The following is a 21386-nucleotide window of genomic DNA, read 5'->3' on the forward strand; positions in this document are numbered from 1 at the left end:
CGGAAAACGAAAAGACCCCTCGCGGGTGCGAGAGGTCTGCGCGCGGGTCTGGGGCACGGTGGCCGCCCTGTACCGGGTCGTACGGGCGGTCACTGCGGACCGGCGCGCCTGCTGCCAATAATCATGGCGAACGAGAGCACGGAGGCAGTTTGGCACATTCCGCCCCCGCGCTCTCATCCGTCTCAGGATGCGAACCTCCGGTGTCAACGAGGTGACGCCCGGAGGTCAGCCCAGGGGGTGCATCCAGCCATGCGGGTCCGGGGCGGCGCCGGTCTGGATGTCCAGCAGCGCCCTGCGCAGCCGCATCGTCACCTCGCCCGGCTCACCGTCGGCCACCGTCCAGCTCGCCCGGGCGGACTTGACCGAGCCGACCGGGGTGATCACGGCCGCCGTACCGCAGGCGAAGACCTCGGTGAGGGTCCCGTCGGCGTTGCCCTCGCGCCAGTCGTCGACGGAGATCCGGCCCTCGGTGACCTCGTAGCCGAGGTCGGCGGCGATCTCCAGCAGCGAGGCGCGGGTGATCCCCGGCAGCAGCGAACCGGACAGCTCGGGGGTCACAATGCGGTTCCCGTACACGAAGTACAGGTTCATCCCGCCCATCTCCTCGATCCAGCGGCGCTCGATCGCGTCCAGCCAGACCACCTGGTCACAGCCCTGCTCGGCGGCCTGTGCCTGGGCGACCAGGGAGGCCGCGTAGTTGCCGCCCGTCTTGGCCGCGCCGGTGCCGCCGGGCGCCGCGCGGACGTACTCCTCCGAGAGCCAGACCGAGACCGGCTGCACACCGCCGGGGAAGTAGGCCCCGGCCGGGGAGGCGATCACCACGAAGAGGAACTCGTTCGAGGGCCGGACACCGAGCCCGACCTCGGTGGCGAACATGAAGGGCCGCAGGTACAGGGACTGCTCCCCGTGGCCCGGCACCCACGCCCTGTCCTGGGTGACCAGCGCGTCACACGCCGCGATGAAGGTCTCGACGGGGAGCTCCGGCATGCCCATGCGGCGCGCGGACGTCTGGAACCGCTCGGCGTTCTGGTCGGGGCGGAACGTGGCCACGGTGCCGTCGGGCCGCCGGTACGCCTTGAGCCCCTCGAAGATCGTCTGGGCGTAGTGCAGCGTCATGTTCGCCGGGTCGAGCGAGAGCGGGGCGTACGGCACGAGCTGGGCCTCGTGCCAGCCACGGCCCTCCGTCCACTTGACCGTCACCATGTGATCGGTGAAGTGGCGGCCGAATCCGGGGTTGGCCAGGATCTTCTCCCGCTCGGCGGCGGAAAGGGGGTGGGAGGAGGGCTTGAGCTCGATCGTGGGCGTCGTCATGGCAGGTAGTCCTTCACCTTCGGTTGTGGCGGACCGCGCTCACACCATCCTGCCCGCAAGCGGTATTAGGACGTCCAAGCTCTTCTTCACACAGCGGCCCCACCGGGGATTATCTCCTAGGTGGGGCCGGGGAAGGAACGTGGTGAAACGCGCGGCCCGAGGTCGATGGTCGCACCCAGCCGCGCGCTGGCACAGGCTGGGGTCAGCCGGATACTCGGGCGGCGAGCGCGTCGCCGATCTCGTCGGTGGTGCGCGGCGCGGCCGCGTCCCGCTCGGCGAGGTCCGAGGCGACGGCGGTCTCGATACGGGCCGCCTCGTCCCCGTAGCCGAGGTGCGACAGCAGCAGGGCCACCGACAGCACGGTCGCCGTCGGGTCGGCCTTGCCGGTGCCCGCGATGTCCGGCGCGGAGCCGTGGACCGGCTCGAACATCGACGGGAAGGCGCCGGAGGGGTTGATGTTTCCGCTCGCGGCGAGCCCGATGCCACCGGTGACGGCGGCGGCGAGGTCGGTGAGGATGTCACCGAAGAGGTTGTCGGTGACGATCACGTCGAACCGCTCCGGCTGGGTGACGAAGAAGATCGTCGCGGCGTCGACGTGCAGATAGTCGGTGGTGACCTCGGGGTACTCCTGGCCGACCCGGTCGAAGATGTTCTTCCACAGGTGGCCGGCGTGCACCAGGACGTTGTTCTTGTGCACGAGGGTCAGCTTCTTGCGCGGCCGGGCGTCGGCGCGCTCGTAGGCGTCCCGGACCACGCGCTCGACACCGTGGGCGGTGTTCAGGCTGACCTCGGTGGCGACCTCGCCCGGGGTGCCGGTGCGCATCGAGCCGCCGTTGCCCACGTACGGGCCCTCGGTGCCCTCGCGGACGACCACGAAGTCGATGTCGGGGCGGCCGGCCAGCGGGGTGGGGGTGTTCGGGAAGAGCTTCGACGGACGCAGGTTGACGTAGTGGTCGAAGGCGAAGCGCAGCTTGAGCAGCAGCCCGCGCTCGAGCACGCCCGAGGGCACCGACGGGTCGCCGATGGCGCCGAGCAGGATCGCGTCGTGGTCCTTCAGCGACTCCAGCTCCGCGTCCGGCAGGGTGTCGCCGGTGGCGTGCCAGCGCTGGGCGCCGAGGTCATAACTCCTGGTCTCCAGCTTCACGTCCTGCGGAAGGGCGGCGGAGAGGACCTTCAGGCCCTGGGCCACGACTTCCTGGCCGATACCGTCACCGGGGATCACTGCGAGGCGAATGCTGCGAGACATACCGGGACCCTACCGCTCGTCCCATGGATTGACATAGACGTTCCACCATTCGGACGGCCGCTCAGCGGCAATCACCCGTTCACCCCCTGTATGGCGCGGCGTTGACCGCCCGGGGGACATTCCGGTCCATGGATACACCACGGTTCGGCGTACCGGAGCGGCTCGCCCAGCGGATGACCATGGCGGAGCAGCACGAGTATCTGCGGGCCCGGCTCTCCCGCCGCCGGGTGCTGCGCGGGGGCGCCGCCACGGCGGGCACGGCCGCGGGCGCGGGGCTGCTGGGCGGTGCGGCGTGCGCCGCCGGCGCCAAGCCGGCGCCGGCCACGAGCCCGAAGCCGGGAGCCGCCACGGTGGACGGCACGCTGGTCGCCCCCTTCGGCCGCCATCTGGCCTTCGGCGCCGATCCGCGGACCCAGATGCGGATCTCCTGGCAGGTGCCGTTCGCGGTGCGCACGCCGTATGTGCGGATCGGCACCAGCCCGTTGGACCTCACCCGCAGGGTCGAGGCCGAGGTGCGCCATCTGCACACCCCCTCGCTGAGCGACGAGCTGCCCGCGGTCGACCAGTTCTATCTGCACGCCGCGGTGGACGGCCTGCGCCCCGGGGTCACCTACTACTACGGCGTCGGGCACGCCGACCGCGATCCGGCCGAGCCGCGTCACTTCGCGTCCGTGGGCACCTTCCGCACCGCGCCGGACCGGCCCGGGAAGTTCGTCTTCACCGCCTTCGGGGACCAGGGGGTGAGCTATGACGCTCTCGCCAACGACCAGTTGATCCTCGGCCAGAACCCGTCGTTCCATCTGCACGCCGGGGATCTGTGCTACGCGGACACCACCGGCCACGGGAAGAAGTCCGACCTCTATGACGCCCGGGTCTGGGACTCCTTCCTCGCCCAGACCGACTCGGTCGCGGCGAGCGTGCCGTGGATGGTGACCACCGGCAACCACGACATGGAGGCGTGGTACTCCCCCGATGGCTACGGCGGCCAGCTGGCCCGCTGGTCGCTGCCCGGGAACGGCCCGGACCCGCGCAAGGCGCCCGGCGTCTATTCGTTCGTCTACGGGAACGTGGGCGTGCTCGCCCTGGACGCCAATGACGTCTCGTACGAGATGCCGGCCAACAAGGGGTACACGGACGGGGCGCAGACCCGCTGGCTGAACCGGGAGCTGGGGCGGCTGCGCAACCGGCCCGGCATCGACTTCCTGGTGGTCTTCTTCCACCACTGCGCCTACTCCACCACCAGCGCCCACGCATCGGACGGCGGGGTGCGCGACGCGTGGGTGCCGCTGTTCGACAAGCACCAGGTGGACCTGGTCGTCAACGGCCACAACCACGTCTACGAGCGGACCGACGCCCTCCGGGGCGGCAAGGCCGCCCGCCGGGTCCCGGTGGGCGGGAGCGCCGACGCGGTGCGCGACGGGATCGTCTATGTGACGGCGGGCGGGGCGGGCGCGAAGCTCTACGAGTTCCCGGTGCCCGACAGCTACGAGGGGCACGTCAAGGACCTCGACGAGGTGAAGACCTACCACTGGACCGAGGACGGCGAGAAGAACCGGGACGGCGCGGACTGGTCCCGGGTCCGCTACACCGGCTTCTCGTTCCTCGCGGTGGAGGTGGAGCCGGGCCCCCGCCCCAGGCTCACGGTCACGGCCCTGGCGGAGTCGGGCGAGCGAGTCGACCGCTTCGAGGTGACCCGGCCCCGGCGTCAGTGACCGGTGGCGCCGCCGTTGTCCCGGCGGTCGAGGGCGCGCTGGAGGGCGGCGGCCGCCTTCTTGCGGTCGGTGTTGTCGGTCTTGCGGCGGATCCTGCGGACAGTCGTCTCGGCCATGATCACATCTCCTCTGCTGAACCCCGGTGAACGCCCGGGAGGAAGGAAAGCTCCCCGAGAAGGTGGCTGCCGGAAGGGGCGGGGGCCTGAGTGCGGCAGGGGTCGCCTGCGCGATGTGCACCGGCCGCGGCCGCCATCGCTGGATCCAGCGAGACGTTCGGCTTCCACAAAAGTAAGGCAGCGGAGCGTCAGTGTCTGCACAATTAGTCGGACGTCCTACTATCTGAGACGCGAACAGCGTGATATCAGCCACTGACCCAGGGTGATCATCTCTTGGCCCACGCCGATGATCGAGGCCGACCCCCGTCCGACCTCGACCAACGGCGGCCGATCGCAAGTCCGTGGGCGATCCCGCGCCTGGTTACCCACGTAAACTGCGGTAAATAGTGCCTACTTGACTGCTTGACGCTAGCACCGCCGCGTATCGGGCGTCCACAGATTTCCCCCGACGCGCCCCCCGACAGCACCGCGCCCCCGGGCCGCTTCGGCGCGGTCCGGGGGCGCGGGTCGTCAGGGCCCGAGGGTCAGCCCATGTGCGGGTAGCGGTAGTCGGTCGGCGGGACCAGGGTCTCCTTGATAGAGCGGGTGGAGGTCCAGCGCATCAGGTTCTGCTTGGCGCCCGCCTTGTCGTTGGTGCCGGACGCGCGGCCACCACCGAAGGGCTGCTGGCCGACGACGGCGCCGGTCGGCTTGTCGTTGATGTAGAAGTTGCCGGCCGCGAAGCGCAGCGCATCACAGGCGGCGGCCGCCGCCGCGCGGTCCTGGGCGATGACGGCGCCGGTCAGCCCGTACGGGGCGGCCGACTCCATCTGCCGCAGCATCGCGTCGTACTCCTCGTCCTCGTAGACGTGCACCCCGAGGATCGGGCCGAAGTACTCGTCCTTGAAGATCTCGTTCTCCGGGTCGGTGGAGACCAGCACGGTCGGGCGGACGAACCAGCCCTCGCTGTCGTCGTAGGAGCCGCCCGCGACGACCTCGACCGTCGGATCGGACTTCGCCCGGTCGATCGCCGCCTTGTTCTTGGCGAAGGCGCGCTCGTCGATGACCGCGCCCATGAAGTTGTCGAGGTCGGCCACATCGCCCATGGTCAGCCCGTTGACCTCGGTGGCGAACTCCTCCTTGAGGCCGTTCTCCCACAGGGAGCGCGGCACATAGGCGCGGGAGGCCGCGGAGCACTTCTGGCCCTGGAACTCGAAGGCGCCGCGGGTCATCGCCGTCTTCAGCACCGCCGGGTCGGCGGACGGGTGGGCGACGATGAAGTCCTTGCCGCCGGTCTCCCCGACCAGCCGCGGATAGGTCTTGTAGTTCTCGATGTTGTTGCCGACCGTCTTCCACAGGTACTGGAAGGTCCGGGTCGAACCGGTGAAGTGGATGCCCGCGAGGTCCGGGTGGGCCAGCGCCACCTCGGAGACCTCCTTGCCGTCGCCCGTGACCAGGTTGATCACACCCTTGGGCAGCCCGGCCTCCTCCAGCACCTCCATCAGCAGCACGGCGGCGTGCGTCTGGGTCGGGGACGGCTTCCAGACCACCACATTGCCCATCAGGGCGGGGGCGGTCGGGAGGTTGCCCGCGATGGCGGAGAAGTTGAAGGGGGTGATCGCGTAGACGAACCCCTCGAGCGGCCGGTGGTCGGTGCGGTTCCAGACCCCGGGCGAGTTGGTCACCGGCTGCTCGGCCAGGACCTGACGGGCGAAGTGGACGTTGAAGCGCCAGAAGTCGATCAGCTCACAGGGGGTGTCGATCTCCGCCTGCTGCGCGGTCTTCGACTGGCCCAGCATGGTGGACGCGGCGAGCGTCTCCCGCCAGGGGCCGGAGAGCAGATCGGCGGCCTTGAGGATGACCGCGGCGCGGTCGTCGAAGCTGAGCGCGCGCCACGCCGGGGCCGCGGCCAGGGCCGCGTCGATCGCGTCCTGCGCGTCCGCCTGAGTGGCGTTGGCGTAGGTGCCCAGGCGGGCGGAGTGCTTGTGCGGCTGGACGACGTCGAAGCGCTCCCCCGCTCCCATCCGCTTCTGGCCGCCGATGGTCATCGGCAGGTCGATGGGGTTCTCGCCGAGCTCCTTGAGCTTGGTCTCGAGGCGGGCGCGCTCCGGGGTGCCGGGGGCGTAGGTGTGCACCGGCTCGTTCACCGGCACGGGGACCTGGGTGACGGCGTCCATGGCCGTTGTCTCCTTCGATCGTCGGGGGCGTCGGGGGTTTACGAGGTCTGCGATCCCGGGGGCGGTCAGCGGCGGCCGACCAGCGAGCGCAGGAAGAATGTGAGGTTGGCGGGACGCTCCGCGAGGCGGCGCATGAAGTACCCATACCAGTCTGTGCCATACGGGACGTAAACCCGCATACGGTGACCTTCCGCCACCAGCCGCTCCTGCTCGGCCACGCGGATCCCGTACAGCATCTGGAACTCGTACTCGTCCAGCTTGCGCCCGAGGCGGTGCGCCAGATCCTGGGCGATGGCGACCATGCGCGGATCGTGCGAGCCGATCATGGGGTAGCCGTCACCGGCCATCAGGATCTTCAGACAGCGCACATACGCGCGGTCCACCTCGCGCTTGTCCTGGAAGGCGACGCTCGCCGGCTCGTTGTACGCGCCCTTCACCAGCCGCACCCGGGAGCCTTCCCCGGCCAGCGCCCGGCAGTCGTCCTCGGTCCGGAAGAGATAGGACTGGAGGACCGCGCCGGTCTGCGGGAAGCGGGAGCGCAGCTCGCCGAGGATGGCGAGGGTGGAGTCCACGGTGGTGTGGTCCTCCATGTCGAGGGTGACGGTCGTGCCCGCCGCGGTGGCGGCCTCCACGACCGGGGTCACATTGGCCAGCGCCAGATCGTGGCCCCCGGGCAGCGCCTGGCCGAAGGCGGAGAGCTTCACGGACATTTCCGCGCGCCCGGCGAGCCCCTCGGCGGCCAGCGCCTCGGTCAGCGCCAGATAGGCGTCACGGCTGCGCAGCGCCTCGGTCCGGTCGGTCACGTCCTCGCCCAGATGGTCCAGGGTGACGTCCAGACCGCGGGCGGTCAGCGACCGCACCGCCCCCAGGGACTCGGCCAGCCGTTCCCCGGCGACGAAGCGGTCCACCATGGGGCGGGTGACCGGCGCGGCCGAGACGATACGGCGGATGGCGGCACTGCGCGAAGCGGCGAGCAGCACGGGTCCCAGCACGGGGCACCTCCACGATGACGGCCGACGAACGGCATCCACAACTCACCGTGAAATTTAAGGATGGCGCGGATTCCGGACCATCGACAGCTGTCACGCATCCGTGGCCGGGATCTCAGACATCTGTATGAGAATGTGGGAGGCGAAAGCGGGAAGAGGCGGGACCCATGCGCGACGACTACCAGCAGTTGGTGGACGAGATCACGGCGGTGCTCCGGGCACCCGCGACCCTGGAGAACCGCGACTTCGCACTGATCGCCTTCGGCGCCCAGGAGAGCGACGACGCGGAGGAGCCCGCGCTGGACCCGGTGCGCACCCGCTCGATCCTCCAGCGCCGCTCGACGGCGGCGGTGCGGGCCTGGTTCGAGGCGTTCGGGATCGCCCGGGCGCAGGCTCCGCTGCGGATTCCGCCCGACCCGGCGGCCGGGGTGTTCATGGGCCGCATCTGTCTGCCCGTCCGGCACCGCGGGGTGGTGCACGGCTATGTCTGGCTGCTGGACGACGGCCATCTCGCCGATCTGGAGCTGGGCGGCCCGGCGGGCGGGCGGGACCCCCGGCTGGTCCGCGCGATGGAGACCGCGGACCGCATCGGGGCGCTGCTGGCGGCCGAGGCGCGGGCCGGGGAGGAACTCGGTGAGCTGCTGCGCGATGCGCTGACCGGACCGCCGGCCGGGCGGGACGCCGCCCGCTCCGGGCTGCGGACCGCGCTGCGCGGAGCGTCCGACGGGCCGCTGGCGCTGGTGGCGGTGGTGCCGTGGACACCGGGGACCGGCGAGGACGCGGACCATCCCGGCCTCCCCCATCTGCCGGGCATCGTGGCCGCGTGCGCGCTGCCGGGGGACGCGGCGGCCGGAGCGCCTGGATCGGCCGGATCGCCCGGAGCGCCCGGAGCGCCCGGAGCGGGGCCGGCGGCGCTGGCGACGCTGGTCCGGCTGCGCGCGGCCTCCGCCCTGGACCCGGCCCGCGCGACGGCCGAGCAGCTGTTGCGCTCGCCCCGGGCCACGGCGGGCGGCAGGGGGCCGGGGAGATCCACGCTCAGGGCCGCCGCCGGGGTCAGCGCTCCCCGGCGCGGGCTGGAGGATCTGCCCGCCGCGTGGCAGGAGGCGCTGGCCGCTGCGCGGGCGGCGCACGCCGACACCCACCTGGGCCCGGTCGCGGAGTGGTCCGCCATCGGCCCGTACCGACTGCTGGCCGCGCTGCCCGCGCTGCCGCCCGACGCCGCCGTACGGCCGCTGCTGGAGCCCGCGCACGCCGAGCTCGCCCGCACCGCCGAGACCTTCCTGGACTGCGCGGGCCAGGCCGGGCGCACCGCCCAGCGGCTGGGCATCCACCGGCAGACGCTGTACTACCGGCTCTCGCGGGTGCGCCAGCTGACCGGTCTCGACCTGGACGCGGGCGAGGACCGGCTGCTGCTCCACATGACGCTGAAGGCCGCGCGCCTCGGGCCGCCGGGGCGCTGAACCGGAGGGTCAGCCGGCGGGGGCGTCGGGCGCGTCCGGGGTGTCCGGGGCGGCCGGTGCCACGGGGGCGTCGCCGACGATCCGGCGCATCGCCTCGACGAGGTCATGGGCGCTGGGCATGAGGTCGGGGTCGATGGCCATCTGGACGACCATCCCGCTCACGAGCGTCATATAGAACGAGCCCATGACCCGGGAGGTCTCCTCGTCCACATCGCGCTCGTCGATGCCGTGGATCAGCCCCACCAGTCCCTGGCGCCCCTCCGGTTGGGCCCGGCCGAAGGCAGCGCGCAGCTCGGGATCGTGCTGGACCTGGAGGATGGCCTCCAACTGGGAGCGCCACACCGCCTGGTGCTTGTCGAACAGCTCGAGCACCCGGGTCCACCGGGCCTCGAACCGCTCCCGCAGCCCGGTGTCCGGGCCCTCGCCCGCCGGGGCGTCCGCCTCGAGGGACCGCTGGACGTCATCGGCCCAGTCGCCCATGGAGGCGAAGAGCGCCTCTCGCATCAGGGCGTCCTTGGAGCCGTAGTGGTAGCCGATGGAGGCCAGATTGGCGCCCGAGGCGGCCACGATGTCCCGCGCCGTCGTACGGGACCAGCCCTTCTCCTCAAGGCAGCGCTTGGCCCCGGCCAGCAGGTCCTCTCGATGTCCCATGGCGCCAGGGTATCCCGATCCCATACGGCCGTCCTAGACGAACGTCTCACACAGTCGTTTTACACAGACGTACTAGACGCTTGTTTAAGACGCTCGTATAGTCGCCGTCATGACCTCGACTTCCACCGGCCCTCGCGCCGGACGCAGGGAATGGACCGCCTTCGTGGTCCTGATGCTTCCGCTCCTCCTGGTCTCCATGGATGTGTCGGTGCTGTACTTCGCGGTGCCGGCCATCAGCCGGGAGCTGCACCCCAGTTCCACCCAGCAGCTGTGGATCTTCGACATCTACGCCTTCGCCCTCGCCGGGCTGCTCATCACCATGGGAGCGCTGGGCGACCGCTTCGGACGGCGGAAGCTGCTGCTGTTCGGGGCCGCGGCCTTCGGCGCCGCGTCCGTCGCGGCGGCGTACGCGCAGAGCGCCGAGATGCTCATCGCCGCGCGGGCGGTGCTCGGGATCGGCGGCGCCACGCTGATGCCCTCGACGATGGCGCTGGTCCGCAACCTCTTCCTCGACGAGAAGCAGCGGGCCAAGGCGATCGCGATCTGGTCGTCGGCCATGGCGGGCGGTATCGCGCTGGGCTCGGTGCTGAGCGGGGTGATGATCGAGCACTTCTGGTGGGGCTCGGTCTTCCTGATCAACGTCCCGGCGATGGTGCTGCTGCTGGCGCTGGTGCCGCTGCTGGTGCCGGAGTTCAAGGACCCCGCGCCCGGGCCGTTCGATCTGCCGAGCGTGCCGCTGTCGATGGCCGCCGTGCTCCCGGTGATCTACGGACTGAAGAAGGTCGCCGCCGACAACGGCGCCGACCTGATCCCGGTGCTGTCCATCGTGGCCGGTCTCGCCATCGGCGCCGTCTTCGTACGGCGCCAGCGCATCCGGCGCGACGCGATGATCAGCCCGGAGCTGTTCCGCCACCGCGGCTTCGGCCCGTCGATCGCGCTCAACGCGCTGGCCACCTTCGCCATGATGGGCTCGGCCTACTTCACCACCCAGTATCTGCAGTCGGTGCTCGGCAAGGGCCCGTTGGAGGCGGCGCTGTGGAGCCTGGCCCCGTCCGTCTGCGTCGGCATCGCCGGTCCGGCGGCGGCCGCGGCGGTCCAGCGCGGCGCCGACCGGGCGTACGTGATCGGCGCGGGGTTCCTCACCGCGGCCATCGGCTACGGGATTCTGGCCCTGGCCGATACGGACGCGCTGTGGACCGTGCTGATCGGCGCCGCCGTCCTGGCCAGCGGGATCGTCGCGGTGCTGTCGCTGGTCACCGACCTGGCGATCGGCACCGTCCCGCCGAAGCGGGCGGGTTCGGCGGCCGCGCTGCTGGAGACGGGCCAGGAGTTCGGCGGGGCGATGGGCATGGCGGTGCTCGGCAGTGTCGGCACCGCCGTCTACCGGAGCGACGTCAAGGACTCGCTGGGCGCCGGACTGCCCGCCGACGCCCTCGACCAGGTGCGCGAGACGCTGGGCGCGGCCGCCGCGGTGGCGGGTTCGCTGAAGGGGCGGGCCGGTGAGCATCTGCTGGACGCGGCGCGCGAGGCGTTCACCCACGGGATGCGGATCGCGTGCGGGGCGGGGGCGGCCGTCCTGGTGGCGGGCGCGATCCTGGCCCTGGTGACACTGCGCCGGGTCGGAGCGGAGGACACCGGACCGGCGGCCGAGGACGCGCCCTCGGCCCGCGCGGACGAGGCGGTGCCCAGTCGCTGAGCCCTGCACATGACGCCTGTTGGGGACCCCACCGCGGTGGGGTCCCCAACAGGCGTCATGTGCAGGGCGAGTTGACCGCACGCGTACGCGTTTCCTCGAACGCCACGGCAACCATTCCCCGCCCGGCGGCAACCAGAGGACGGCGGCCGGATACGGCGGCCAGAGGTCTGAGCAGCCACCCCACGCGAGAGGAGTGACGTACCGTGCGCATCACCAGAGCGTTAGCGGCAGCCGGGCTCGCCGCCGCCTTCCTGATCGGCGCGGCCCACGCACCGCAGGCCGCAGCGGGCGAACTGCCGGCCGACACCCGGTTCTTCAACGACCCCGACTCGCTCGTCAACAAGTGGGTCGCCGCCAATCCGGGTGACTCCCGGCAGCAGCGCATCGCCTCGCGGATCGCCAGTCAGCCCCAGGCCGTGTGGTTCTCCCGGTACTCCCCCGCCACCGTCACCGAGGACGTCCGCAAGGTCACCTCCGCCGCGTCCGCCAAGGGCCAGACCCCGGTGCTGGTGTCGTACCAGATCCCCAACCGCGACTGCGGCGGGGCATCCGCGGGCGGCGCGCCCGACCTCGCGAGCTATGACACATGGGTGCGCGGCTTCGCCGCCGGGCTGGGCAGCGGGCCCGCCGTCATCATCCTCGAACCCGACTCGATCGCGCTCATCAGCTGCCTCTCGCCCACCGAACTGAGCGGCCGCTACGCCTCCCTGGCCCGCGCCGCCACCGCCATCCACAGTGCGAACCCCAACGCCCGGGTGTACTTCGACGCCGGGCACTCGGCCTGGAACAGCGCCGCCGTCCAGGCCTCACGGCTCCGCTCGGCCGGGGTGCTGACCAGCGGCGACGGCATCTACAGCAATGTCTCCAACTTCCGCCGCACCGCCGACGAGGTGGCCTTCACCAAGGGCGTGCTCGCCCAGCTCGACACCTCCTCCGGGCTCACCGCCGTCATCGACACCAGCCGCAACGGCAACGGCCCCGCCCCCGACAACGCCTGGTGCGACCCCCACGGCCGCAAGGTCGGCGAAAACCCGACAGCCAACACCGGCGACCCGGCCATCGATGCCTATCTGTGGATCAAGCCGCCGGGCGAACTGGACGGCTGCGCGGGCGCCGCGGGCAGCTTCTCACCGGACTACGCCTACGAAATGGCGGGCTAGCCACCGGCCGACCCCTCGGTCCCGAGGGGCCTACAGCCGGTCGATCTCGGTGAGGTCGATGTCGATGTCGAAGGGGACCGTGAGCTTCAGGCGGTCGTGGTGGATACCGGAGGGGACGTAGCAGCCGGTCACTGAATCCAGCTCGTACACGTGCACAACGGGGCGGCTGCCCGCGTCCTTCTCGATCAGCCAGAAGTGCTGGATCCCCGCCTCGGCATAGAGCTGCGGCTTCCGCTTGCGGTCGCGAAGTTGCGATTCCGGCGACACCACCTCTACCGCGAGGACGGTGTCAACAGCCTTGTAGCCCGTCTCATGCGCGTCAGCGGTGGTCGCCTCGGCCCGCACGACGGAGATATCCGGCTCGGGACGGTTGCCGCTGTCGAGAGTGATCGTCATCTCGCGGCGCACCCGCAGCGTCTCCGGCACCGACGCCCGGAGCCCCCTCTCCAGCAAATACATCGCCAGCGAGTGAAAACTCTTCTGCGGACTCACGAAAACCAGGCTCCCGTCGATCAGCTCAGTGTGCGGCGGGAGATCCGGAATGCGGTCAAGGTCGTCTGCGGTGAATCCGCCCGGGGGCGGAAAGGCCCAGGCCGGAAGCGGTTCAGCAGTCATGGTTCCTCCCATGGACGGGATTCTGGCCGCGCAACCAAGAGTAGCGCTCAGGAACGGCGGAAACGCCACCCAGACGAGTGGAGGCGGCTCCGCCATTGACCCGGGCCGACCGCGTTCCGCGCCCTGACCGGAGGCCCTCCGCTCCGGTCGTGCAGCGGGGGGCCTCCGGGGCGCGGGGCGATGTCAGCCCAGGTGGGCGGGGAGCGGGGTGGCGCCTTCGGTGCCGGGCTCGCGCACCGGGCGCGGGGTGTTCATCAGCAGGGCCACGACCACCGCGGCGCCCACGAGGATCGAGGACGAGACGACGAAGGCGTGTGAGAACCCCTCGACCAGACCGGCCTTGGCGGTCGCCTTGGCGGTCCGCGGTGTCATCTGCCGGGCGTGCGAGGCCATGTAGTCGGAGGTCGCGCTGGTGGCGATGGTGTTGAGCATCGCCGTGCCGATCGAACCGCCGATCTGCTGGGCGGTGTTGACAGTGGCGGAGGCGACGCCCGCGTCCCCCGCCCCCACCCCATGGGTCGCGTAGTTCATCGAGGGCGCCATCACCAGGCCCATGCCGAAGCCGACCAGGAGCTCGGCGGGCAGCACCCCCGCCGCGTACGAGCTGTCGACGTCCAGGGGCACCAGCAGGAGGACGCCGGTGGCCGCGATCAGCAGACCGGGCGCCACCAGCAGCCGCGGCGGCACCTTGGGGATGAGGCGGGAGGCGACGCCGCCCGCGCCGATCAGCACCGCCCCGGTCATCGGCAGGAACGCGACCCCGGTGAGCAGCGCCGAGTACCCCTTCACGAGCTGCATGTAGTACGTGAGGAAGAGGAACATCGCGAACATGCCGACCACCGAGAGGCCGACCGCCAGATAGGCGCTGCCACGGGTGCGGTCCGCCACCACGCGCGGCGGCAGCAGCGGCCGTGCCACGCTCCGCTCCACCATGACGAAGGCGAAGAGCAGCACCGCGCCCAGGATCAGCAGCCCGGTCACCAGCCGGGAGTCCCAGCCCTCGGACTCGGCCTCGCTGCATCCGTAGACCACGGCCACCAGCCCGCACACCGCCAGCACCACACCGGGGATGTCGAACCGGGCCCGGCCCTCGGCGCGGGTGTCGGTGGGCAGCACGGACCAGCTGATGGCGGCGACGACGGCGATCGGCACATTGACGTACAGGCACCAGCGCCAGTCGAGGTACTCGGTCAGCAGCCCGCCGACGACCAGCCCGATCGCGCCGCCGCCCGCCGCGATCGCGCCGAAGATGCCGAACGCCTTGGCGCGCTCGCGTGGCTCGGTGAAGTTCACCGCGAGCAGCGACAGCGCCGAGGGGGCGAGCAGTGCGGCGAAGGCGCCTTGCAGGGCGCGGGCCGCGAGCAGCGTCTCGAAACCGGAGGCGGCGCCGCCGAGCGCGGAGGCCCCGGCGAACCCCAGCAGGCCGATGAGGAAGGTGCGCTTACGGCCGGTGTAGTCCGCGATCCGGCCACCGAGCAGCAGCAGACTGCCGAAGGCCAGGGTGTAGGCGGTGATGACCCACTGCCGGTCGCCGTCGGAGATGCCGAGGTCCCTCTGGGCCGACGGCAGGGCGATGTTCACGATGGTGATGTCGAGGACGATCATCAGCTGGGCCAGGCCGATGAAGACGAGGGCGAGCCAGCGCCGGGGGTTGGCTTGCGGCGGTGCCTCTGAGGGCTGGGACATGACGATGCCTTTCTGGTCTTGCGGAAGGCGAGCGGAGAGGGAGCTCAGGCGGGGTCGGCGTCGGGTTCGGAGTGGGTCTCGCGGGCGTCGTGGGCGCCTCGGGCCTCTCGGACGTCGTGGGCCTCGTGGGCGTCGTCGATCATTCGCTCCCGGATGCGCTTGAACGCCGCCGCGTCGACGGCCGGGCCGCCGAGCGGGGTGGTGGGGCGCGGGGAGCCGGTGGGGCGCAACCCGTCGATGTAGACATCCAGTTGGCGATGGGCGAGGGCGTCATCGGGGGCGAACCGCCCGCCGCCGGGCAGCGGCCGCGTCAGCCGGATGATCATCAGCGTGATGTCGCCGAAGACGACATCACTCCGGACCAGCCCCTGGGCCTGGGCGCGCAGGAGCATCGCGTCGATCGGGTCGACGGCGTCGCCGGGAACGCTGTCGAGGATCTCGTCCACGGTGAACCGGCCCAGCAGCGCGGGCATCACCGAGCCGATCTTGAGGTCGAGGGCGGCGTGCATGAAGCGGCGCAGCGCGAGACGGGGGTCGCCCTCCTCGGCGGCGGCCCGGCGCGCGGCCTCGACCAGCGCGGTCAGCACCTCGATGGCGACCCCTCGGTGCAGATCGGCACGGTCCGGAAACCGCCGGTAGAGGGTCGCGATGCCGACCCCGGCGCGCCGGGCTATCTCGTCCAGCGGGGCGTCCGGCCCCTGATCGGCGAAGACCTCGCGGGCGGCGCGCAGGATCTGCTCCCGGTTGCGCCGCGCGTCGGCGCGCATGGGGGGCGACGGGACGACGGCGAGGGCGTCGGTGTCGGTCTCGGCGGCTGCGGACACGGGGCTCTCCTGACAACATGGCACATACCTACAGCTATGTGGAGAAATTTTCTCCACATAGCTGCGAGCGTAGCGAGCCCACCGCCATTATTCAACACGCGATGAAAAAGATCCGGAACCCCTCCGGCACGCCTCGCTGCCGCAGACGCACAAAGACCTGGGCCCGGCCCCCGCCGAAGCGGGGACCGGGCCCAGGTGGGTGATGCCTGAAGCGGCTCAGACCAGATTGACCGAGCGGGCCGAGGTGGCGCCGATCTCCTCGGCGATCTCGGTGAGCACGGGCTGCGGAATGGTGTCGTCCACCGTGAGTGCCACCAGCGCGGCACCGCCCGCCGTGGCCCGCGAGACCTGCATCCCCGCGATGTTGATCCCCGCCTCGCCCAGGATGCGGCCGAGCGTGCCGACCACGCCCGGGCGGTCGGTGTAGCGGAGGAAGGCCATGTGGTCGGCGAGCGCCAGATCCACGTCGTACTCGCCCACCGCGACGATCTTCTGCTGGTGCTTGGGGCCGGCCAGCGTGCCGGAGATCGAGACCTCCTCGCCGTCCGACAGGGTGCCGCGCACGATCACCACATTGCGGTGCTCGCTCGACTCCGAGCTGGTGGTCAGCCGCACCTCGACCCCGCGCTCCTGCGCGAACAGCGGCGCGTTCACATACGAGACCGTCTCGTCCACGATGTCCTCGAAGACGCCCTTGAGCGCCGACAGCTCCAGCACCTTGACGTCGTGCTGGGTGATCTCGCCGTACACCTCGACATCGAGGCGGACCGCGACCTCGCCCGCCAGTGCGGTGAAGATCCGCCCCAGCTTCTCGGCCAGCGGCAGCCCGGGCCGTACGTCCTCGGCGATGACGCCGCCCTGCACGTTCACCGCGTCCGGGACCAGTTCGCCGGCCAGCGCCAGCCGCACCGAGCGGGCGACCGCGATGCCCGCCTTCTCCTGGGCCTCACCGGTGGAGGCGCCCAGATGCGGGGTGACCACCACATTGTCGAACTCGAACAGCGGGGACTCGGTGCACGGCTCCTGGGAGAACACGTCCAGCCCGGCCCCGGCCACCCGGCCCTCCTTGAGGGCGGCGGCCAGCGCCACCTCGTCCACGATCCCGCCGCGCGCGGCGTTCACGATCCGGACCTCCGGCTTGACCTTGTGCAGCGCCTCGTCGCCGATCAGACCGACCGTCTCGGGGGTCCTGGGGAGGTGGACCGTGATGAAGTCGGCGACCTCGAGCAGCTCGTCCAGCGAGAGCAGCTTCACACCCATCTGCGCGGCCCGTGCGGGCTGCACATACGGGTCGTACGCGACGACCTTCATGCCGAAGGCGGACATCCGCTGGGCCACCAGGACGCCGATGCGGCCGAGGCCGACCACGCCGAGGGTCTTCTCGCTCAGCTCCACACCGGTGTACTTGCTGCGCTTCCACTCGCCGTTCTTCAGCGCGGCACTGGCCTGCGGGATGTTCCGGGCCGTGGCCACCAGCAGACCGCAGGCGAGCTCGGCGGCGGTGACGATGTTGGACGTCGGCGCGTTGACGACCATGACGCCCGCCTTGGTGGCGGACGAGACGTCCACATTGTCCAGGCCGACGCCCGCACGGGCGACCACCTTCAGCTTCTTCGCGGCGGCGATCGCCTCGGCGTCGACCTTGGTCGCGCTGCGGACGAGGATCGCGTCCACATCGGCGATGGCGGGAAGCAGCTCGGCTCGGTCCGCCCCGTTGCAGTTCCGGATCTCGAAATCCGGGCCCAGGGCCTCGACCGTCGCCGGAGAGAGCTCTTCGGCGATGAGTACGACGGGCTTACCAGTGGAAGCAGTGCTCACGTGGTCTTCAGTCCTCACTAGTCCTCAGCGGACGGCCGTCCCGACGGCCGCTGGCGGTGAAGGGGTCAGCCGCGTGGGAGACGCACGACGCTGTGAGCCTGACGCGCTTGCTGTTGATGAGTGTAGTGGCGGTCGGGCCTTCGTCATGTGCCGTTGCGGCAGGATCACCCGCACGTGGTGGTGCGCGATGGACAAAGCGCGAACCGGGTGCGGCGGGGGTCCGGCGGACCCCCGCCGCACCCGGGGCACGGCCTCCGCGCCACCAGGCGCGGTTACGCCTCCTCGTCGACCCAGCTCATGAGCTTGCGCAGCTCCTTGCCCGTGGTCTCCAGCAGGTGGTTCTCGTCGGCCTTCTTCAGCTCGTTGTACTTCGGCAGGCCGGCGTTGTACTCCGCCATCCAGTTCTTGGCGAAGGTGCCGTCCTGGATCTCGCCGAGGATCTTCTTCATCTCGGCCTTGGTCGACTCGTTGATGATCCGCGGACCGGAGACGTAGTCGCCCCACTCGGCGGTCTCGGAGATCGACCAGCGCATCTTCTCCAGGCCGCCCTCGTACATCAGGTCCACGATCAGCTTGAGCTCGTGGAGGCACTCGAAGTACGCGATCTCCGGCTGGTAACCGGCCTCGACCAGGGTCTCGAACCCGGCCTTGACCAGCGCCGAGGTGCCGCCGCACAGCACCGCCTGCTCACCGAAGAGGTCGGTCTCGGTCTCCTCGGTGAAGGTGGTCTTGATGACGCCGGCGCGGGTGCCGCCGATGCCCTTGGCGTACGAGAGGGCGAGCGGGAAGCCACTGCCCGTGGCGTCCTGCTCGACGGCCACGATGCACGGCACGCCGCGCCCCTCCTCGTACTGGCGGCGGACCAGGTGGCCCGGGCCCTTGGGGGCGACCATGCAGACGTCCACGTTGGCCGGGGGCTTGATGAAGTCGAACCGGATGTTGAGACCGTGCCCGAAGAACAGCGCGTCGCCGTCCTTCAGGTTGTCCTTCACGGACTCCTCGTAGACCTTGGCCTGGATCGGGTCCGGGACCAGGATCATGATCACGTCGGCCTCGGCGGACGCCTCGGCCGGGGTGACCACGCGCAGGCCCTGCTCCTCGGCCTTGGCCCTGGACTTGGAGCCCTCGTGCAGGCCGACCCGGACGTCGACGCCCGAGTCGCGCAGCGACAGCGCGTGGGCGTGGCCCTGGCTGCCGTAGCCGAGGATTGCGACCTTGCGGCCCTGGATGATGGACAGGTCGGCGTCGTCGTCGTAGAACAGCTCGGCCACTTCGGGAATCTCCTAGCGTGTGGGTTGTGCTTCCCACCGTATGACGGGCGGGCGGGTGAAGGTTTCGGGGTCTCGCCATCCGGTCCGGCGCGCGGGTGGCGCCGGACCGTGGCTCCGCTGGTCGGGCGGGGCGGGGATCAGGCGGACCGGTCGAGCGCGCGCAGGCTCCGGTCGGTGATGGAGCGGGCGCCGCGCCCTATGGCGATGGTGCCGGACTGGACCAGTTCCTTGATGCCGTACGGTTCCAGCATCTTGAGCATGGCCTCGAGCTTGTCGCTGCTGCCGGTGGCCTCGACGGTCACGGCCTCCGGGGAGACGTCCACGGTCTTGGCGCGGAACAGCTGGACGATCTCGACGATCTGGGAGCGGGTCTCGTTGTCGGCGCGGACCTTGACCAGGACGAGCTCCCGCTGGATCGCCTGGCCGTCCTCCAGCTCGACGATCTTCAACACGTTGACCAGCTTGTTGAGCTGCTTGGTGACCTGCTCCAGCGGCAGCTCCTCGACATTGACCACGATGGTGATCCGGGAGATGTCGGGGTGCTCGGTGACGCCGACGGCCAGCGAGTCGATATTGAAGCCGCGGCGGGAGAACAGGGCGGCGATCCGGGCCAGGATGCCGGGGGTGTTCTCCACCAGGACGGAGAGCGTGTGCTTGGACATGGGCTCGGTCTCTTCTCTCTCTCGGTCCTGGTCTCAGTCGTCCGCGCCGTCGCCGAAGTCCGGGCGGGTGTCGCGCGCCGCCAGGATCTCGTCGTTGGAGGTGCCGGCCGCGACCATCGGCCAGACCATGGCGTCCTCATGGACGATGAAGTCCACGACCACCGGGCGGTCGTTGATCGCGTTGGCCTTCTCGATCACGGCGTCGAGGTCGGCCGGGTCCTCGCAGCGCAGTCCGACGCAGCCCATGGCCTCGGAGAGCTTCACGAAGTCGGGGACGCGGGTGCCCAGGCTCGCTTGCGCGGGGGTGTCGGGGCCGGAGTGCAGGACCGTGTTGGAGTAGCGCTGGTTGTAGAAGAGGGTCTGCCACTGGCGGACCATGCCCAGCGCGCCGTTGTTGATGATCGCGACCTTGATCGGGATGTTGTTCAGCGCGCAGGTGACCAGCTCCTGGTTGGTCATCTGGAAGCAGCCGTCACCGTCGATCGCCCAGACCGTACGGCCCTCGTCGGCGCCGGCCTTGGCGCCCATGGCGGCCGGGACGGCGTAGCCCATCGTCCCGGCGCCGCCGGAGTTCAGCCAGGTCGCGGGGGTCTCGTAGTCGATGAAGTGGGCGGCCCACATCTGGTGCTGGCCGACGCCCGCGGCGAAGATCGTGCCCTCCGGGGCCAGCTGCCCGATCCGCTGGATGACCTGCTGCGGGGCGAGGCTGCCGTCGGCGGGCTGGTCGTAGCCGAGCGGGTAGGTCTCCCGCCACCGGTTCAGATCCTCCCACCAGCCGCTGTAGTCACCGGCGCGGCCCGCGTCGTGCTCGGCCTGGACGGCGACGACCAGGTCCGCGATGACCTCGCGGGCGTCCCCGACGATCGGCACGTCGGCGGCGCGGTTCTTACCGATCTCGGCCGGGTCGATGTCCGCGTGGACGATCTTGGCGTACGGGGCGAAGGAGTCCAGCTTGCCGGTGACGCGGTCGTCGAAGCGGGCGCCGAGCGCCACGATCAGATCGGCCTTCTGCAGCGCGGTCACGGCGGCGACGGTGCCGTGCATACCCGGCATGCCCAGGTGGAGGTGGTGGCTGTCGGGGAAGGCGCCCAGCGCCATCAGGGTGGTGGTGACCGGCGCTCCGGTCAGCTCGGCCAGCACCTTCAGCTCGGCGGTGGCCTGCGCCTTGATCACACCGCCGCCGACGTACAGCACCGGGCGCTCGGCCTGGGTGACCAGGCGGGCGGCCTCACGGATCTGCTTGGCGTGCGGCTTGGTGACCGGGCGGTAGCCGGGCAGATCGGTCTGCGGCGGCCAGGAGAAGGTGGTCCGCGCCTGGAGCACGTCCTTGGGGATGTCGACCAGGACCGGGCCGGGGCGGCCGGTGGAGGCGATGTGGAACGCCTCGGCGATCGTGCGCGGGATGTCCTCGGCCTTGGTGACCAGGAAGTTGTGCTTGGTGATCGGCATGGTGATGCCGCAGATGTCCGCCTCCTGGAAGGCGTCCGTACCGATGGCCTTGGACGCCACCTGGCCGGTGATCGCGACGATCGGGACCGAGTCCATATGGGCGTCGCCGATGGGGGTGACCAGGTTGGTCGCTCCGGGGCCCGAGGTCGCCATGCAGACGCCGACCTTGCCGGTGGCCTGGGCGTAGCCGGTGGCCGCGTGGCCCGCGCCCTGCTCATGGCGGACGAGCACGTGCCGGACCTTCGAGGAGTCCATCATCGGGTCGTAGGCGGGGAGGATCGTGCCACCGGGGATGCCGAAGACGGTGTCGGCACCCACCTCCTCGAGGGAGCGGATGAGGGACTGCGCGCCCGTGACGTGCTCGACGGGGGCGGACTGCGGTCCGCCGCTACGGGGCCGAGGCTGGGGGTGATGGGACCCGGGGGCCTGCTCGGTCATCGGCATTCTCTTCTCGAAGATGAGGTTCGGTGCGGGAGGGAGGGGGGCGGGGCGGTGCACCGGGCCCTGCCGGTGCAACAAAAAACCCCTCGTGCCGTAAGGCAAGCGAGGGGAGCGCGCCGGTGA

The 21386-nt window shown here is 70.8% G+C and carries 17 protein-coding genes; 4 read left to right on the forward strand and 13 right to left on the reverse strand.

What is annotated here, in order from left to right; genetic code table 11:
- Nucleotides 1–225: 225 nt before the first annotated feature.
- Nucleotides 226–1311, reverse strand: coding sequence for a branched-chain amino acid aminotransferase (locus LIV37_RS16260; RefSeq protein ID WP_020868210.1), 1086 nt, complete (start codon nucleotides 1309–1311; stop codon nucleotides 226–228).
- A gap of 202 nt (nucleotides 1312–1513) precedes the next feature.
- The gene (locus tag LIV37_RS16265) at nucleotides 1514–2557 is read right to left on the reverse strand and encodes a 3-isopropylmalate dehydrogenase (RefSeq protein ID WP_121824877.1); all 1044 of its coding nucleotides are present in this window, start codon (nucleotides 2555–2557) and stop codon (nucleotides 1514–1516) included.
- A gap of 128 nt (nucleotides 2558–2685) precedes the next feature.
- On the opposite strand from LIV37_RS16265, the gene LIV37_RS16270 reads away from it, so the two are divergent.
- Nucleotides 2686–4269 (forward strand): purple acid phosphatase family protein, encoded by a 1584-nt coding sequence (locus LIV37_RS16270; RefSeq protein WP_121824876.1) that lies wholly within the window; start codon nucleotides 2686–2688, stop codon nucleotides 4267–4269.
- Here the strand turns inward: LIV37_RS16270 and LIV37_RS51760 are convergent.
- From LIV37_RS51760 to LIV37_RS16280, 3 genes are all read right to left on the reverse strand, one after another.
- Nucleotides 4263–4385 (reverse strand): hypothetical protein, encoded by a 123-nt coding sequence (locus LIV37_RS51760; protein WP_020868213.1) that lies wholly within the window; start codon nucleotides 4383–4385, stop codon nucleotides 4263–4265. The genes LIV37_RS16270 and LIV37_RS51760 overlap by 7 nt on opposite strands.
- A gap of 524 nt (nucleotides 4386–4909) precedes the next feature.
- Complete coding sequence (pruA, locus tag LIV37_RS16275) at nucleotides 4910–6541, reverse strand: L-glutamate gamma-semialdehyde dehydrogenase (RefSeq protein ID WP_020868214.1); 1632 nt, start codon at nucleotides 6539–6541, stop codon at nucleotides 4910–4912.
- Nucleotides 6542–6606: 65 nt separating this feature from the next.
- Nucleotides 6607–7533 carry a proline dehydrogenase family protein gene (locus tag LIV37_RS16280; protein ID WP_020868215.1) on the reverse strand — a complete coding sequence of 309 codons (927 nt, stop codon included), beginning with the start codon at nucleotides 7531–7533 and terminating at the stop codon, nucleotides 6607–6609.
- Nucleotides 7534–7697: 164 nt separating this feature from the next.
- Here LIV37_RS16280 and LIV37_RS16285 point away from each other — a divergent pair, with 164 nt between their 5' ends.
- On the forward strand, nucleotides 7698–8990 hold the full coding sequence (locus LIV37_RS16285) for a PucR family transcriptional regulator (RefSeq protein WP_121824875.1): 1293 nt from the start codon (nucleotides 7698–7700) through the stop codon (nucleotides 8988–8990).
- A 9-nt stretch (nucleotides 8991–8999) separates the two neighbouring features.
- Here LIV37_RS16285 and LIV37_RS16290 read toward each other — a convergent pair whose 3' ends face one another.
- Nucleotides 9000–9641 (reverse strand): TetR/AcrR family transcriptional regulator, encoded by a 642-nt coding sequence (locus tag LIV37_RS16290; protein WP_020868216.1) that lies wholly within the window; start codon nucleotides 9639–9641, stop codon nucleotides 9000–9002.
- Nucleotides 9642–9750: 109 nt separating this feature from the next.
- On the opposite strand from LIV37_RS16290, the gene LIV37_RS16295 reads away from it, so the two are divergent.
- Together LIV37_RS16295 and LIV37_RS16300 are read left to right on the forward strand one after the other, a co-directional pair.
- The gene (locus LIV37_RS16295; protein WP_121824873.1) at nucleotides 9751–11337 is read left to right on the forward strand and encodes an MFS transporter; all 1587 of its coding nucleotides are present in this window, start codon (nucleotides 9751–9753) and stop codon (nucleotides 11335–11337) included.
- A 203-nt stretch (nucleotides 11338–11540) separates the two neighbouring features.
- On the forward strand, nucleotides 11541–12497 hold the full coding sequence (locus tag LIV37_RS16300; RefSeq protein WP_020868218.1) for a glycoside hydrolase family 6 protein: 957 nt from the start codon (nucleotides 11541–11543) through the stop codon (nucleotides 12495–12497).
- Between the two features lie 30 nt (nucleotides 12498–12527).
- On the opposite strand, the gene LIV37_RS16305 is transcribed toward LIV37_RS16300, so the two are convergent.
- From LIV37_RS16305 to LIV37_RS16335, 7 genes are all read right to left on the reverse strand, one after another.
- Nucleotides 12528–13112: a Uma2 family endonuclease gene (locus LIV37_RS16305; protein ID WP_020868219.1), complete on the reverse strand. Its 585-nt coding sequence runs from the start codon at nucleotides 13110–13112 to the stop codon at nucleotides 12528–12530.
- A 183-nt stretch (nucleotides 13113–13295) separates the two neighbouring features.
- Nucleotides 13296–14798, reverse strand: a complete 1503-nt coding sequence (locus tag LIV37_RS16310) for an MFS transporter (RefSeq protein WP_121824872.1) — start codon at nucleotides 14796–14798, stop codon at nucleotides 13296–13298.
- Between the two features lie 44 nt (nucleotides 14799–14842).
- Nucleotides 14843–15622 (reverse strand): TetR/AcrR family transcriptional regulator, encoded by a 780-nt coding sequence (locus LIV37_RS16315; protein WP_020868221.1) that lies wholly within the window; start codon nucleotides 15620–15622, stop codon nucleotides 14843–14845.
- Between the two features lie 216 nt (nucleotides 15623–15838).
- Nucleotides 15839–17440, reverse strand: coding sequence for a phosphoglycerate dehydrogenase (serA, locus tag LIV37_RS16320; protein WP_020868222.1), 1602 nt, complete (start codon nucleotides 17438–17440; stop codon nucleotides 15839–15841).
- A gap of 272 nt (nucleotides 17441–17712) precedes the next feature.
- Nucleotides 17713–18711 (reverse strand): ketol-acid reductoisomerase, encoded by a 999-nt coding sequence (gene ilvC, locus LIV37_RS16325; protein ID WP_020868223.1) that lies wholly within the window; start codon nucleotides 18709–18711, stop codon nucleotides 17713–17715.
- Between the two features lie 137 nt (nucleotides 18712–18848).
- On the reverse strand, nucleotides 18849–19373 hold the full coding sequence (gene ilvN / locus LIV37_RS16330) for an acetolactate synthase small subunit (protein WP_020868224.1): 525 nt from the start codon (nucleotides 19371–19373) through the stop codon (nucleotides 18849–18851).
- Nucleotides 19374–19406: 33 nt separating this feature from the next.
- A complete protein-coding gene (locus tag LIV37_RS16335) occupies nucleotides 19407–21260 on the reverse strand; it encodes an acetolactate synthase large subunit (protein WP_020868225.1) in 1854 nt (617 codons plus the stop codon).
- Nucleotides 21261–21386 lie beyond the last annotated feature (126 nt).

This window comes from Streptomyces rapamycinicus NRRL 5491 (assembly GCF_024298965.1).
In the GTDB taxonomy this organism is placed as follows: domain Bacteria; phylum Actinomycetota; class Actinomycetes; order Streptomycetales; family Streptomycetaceae; genus Streptomyces; species Streptomyces rapamycinicus.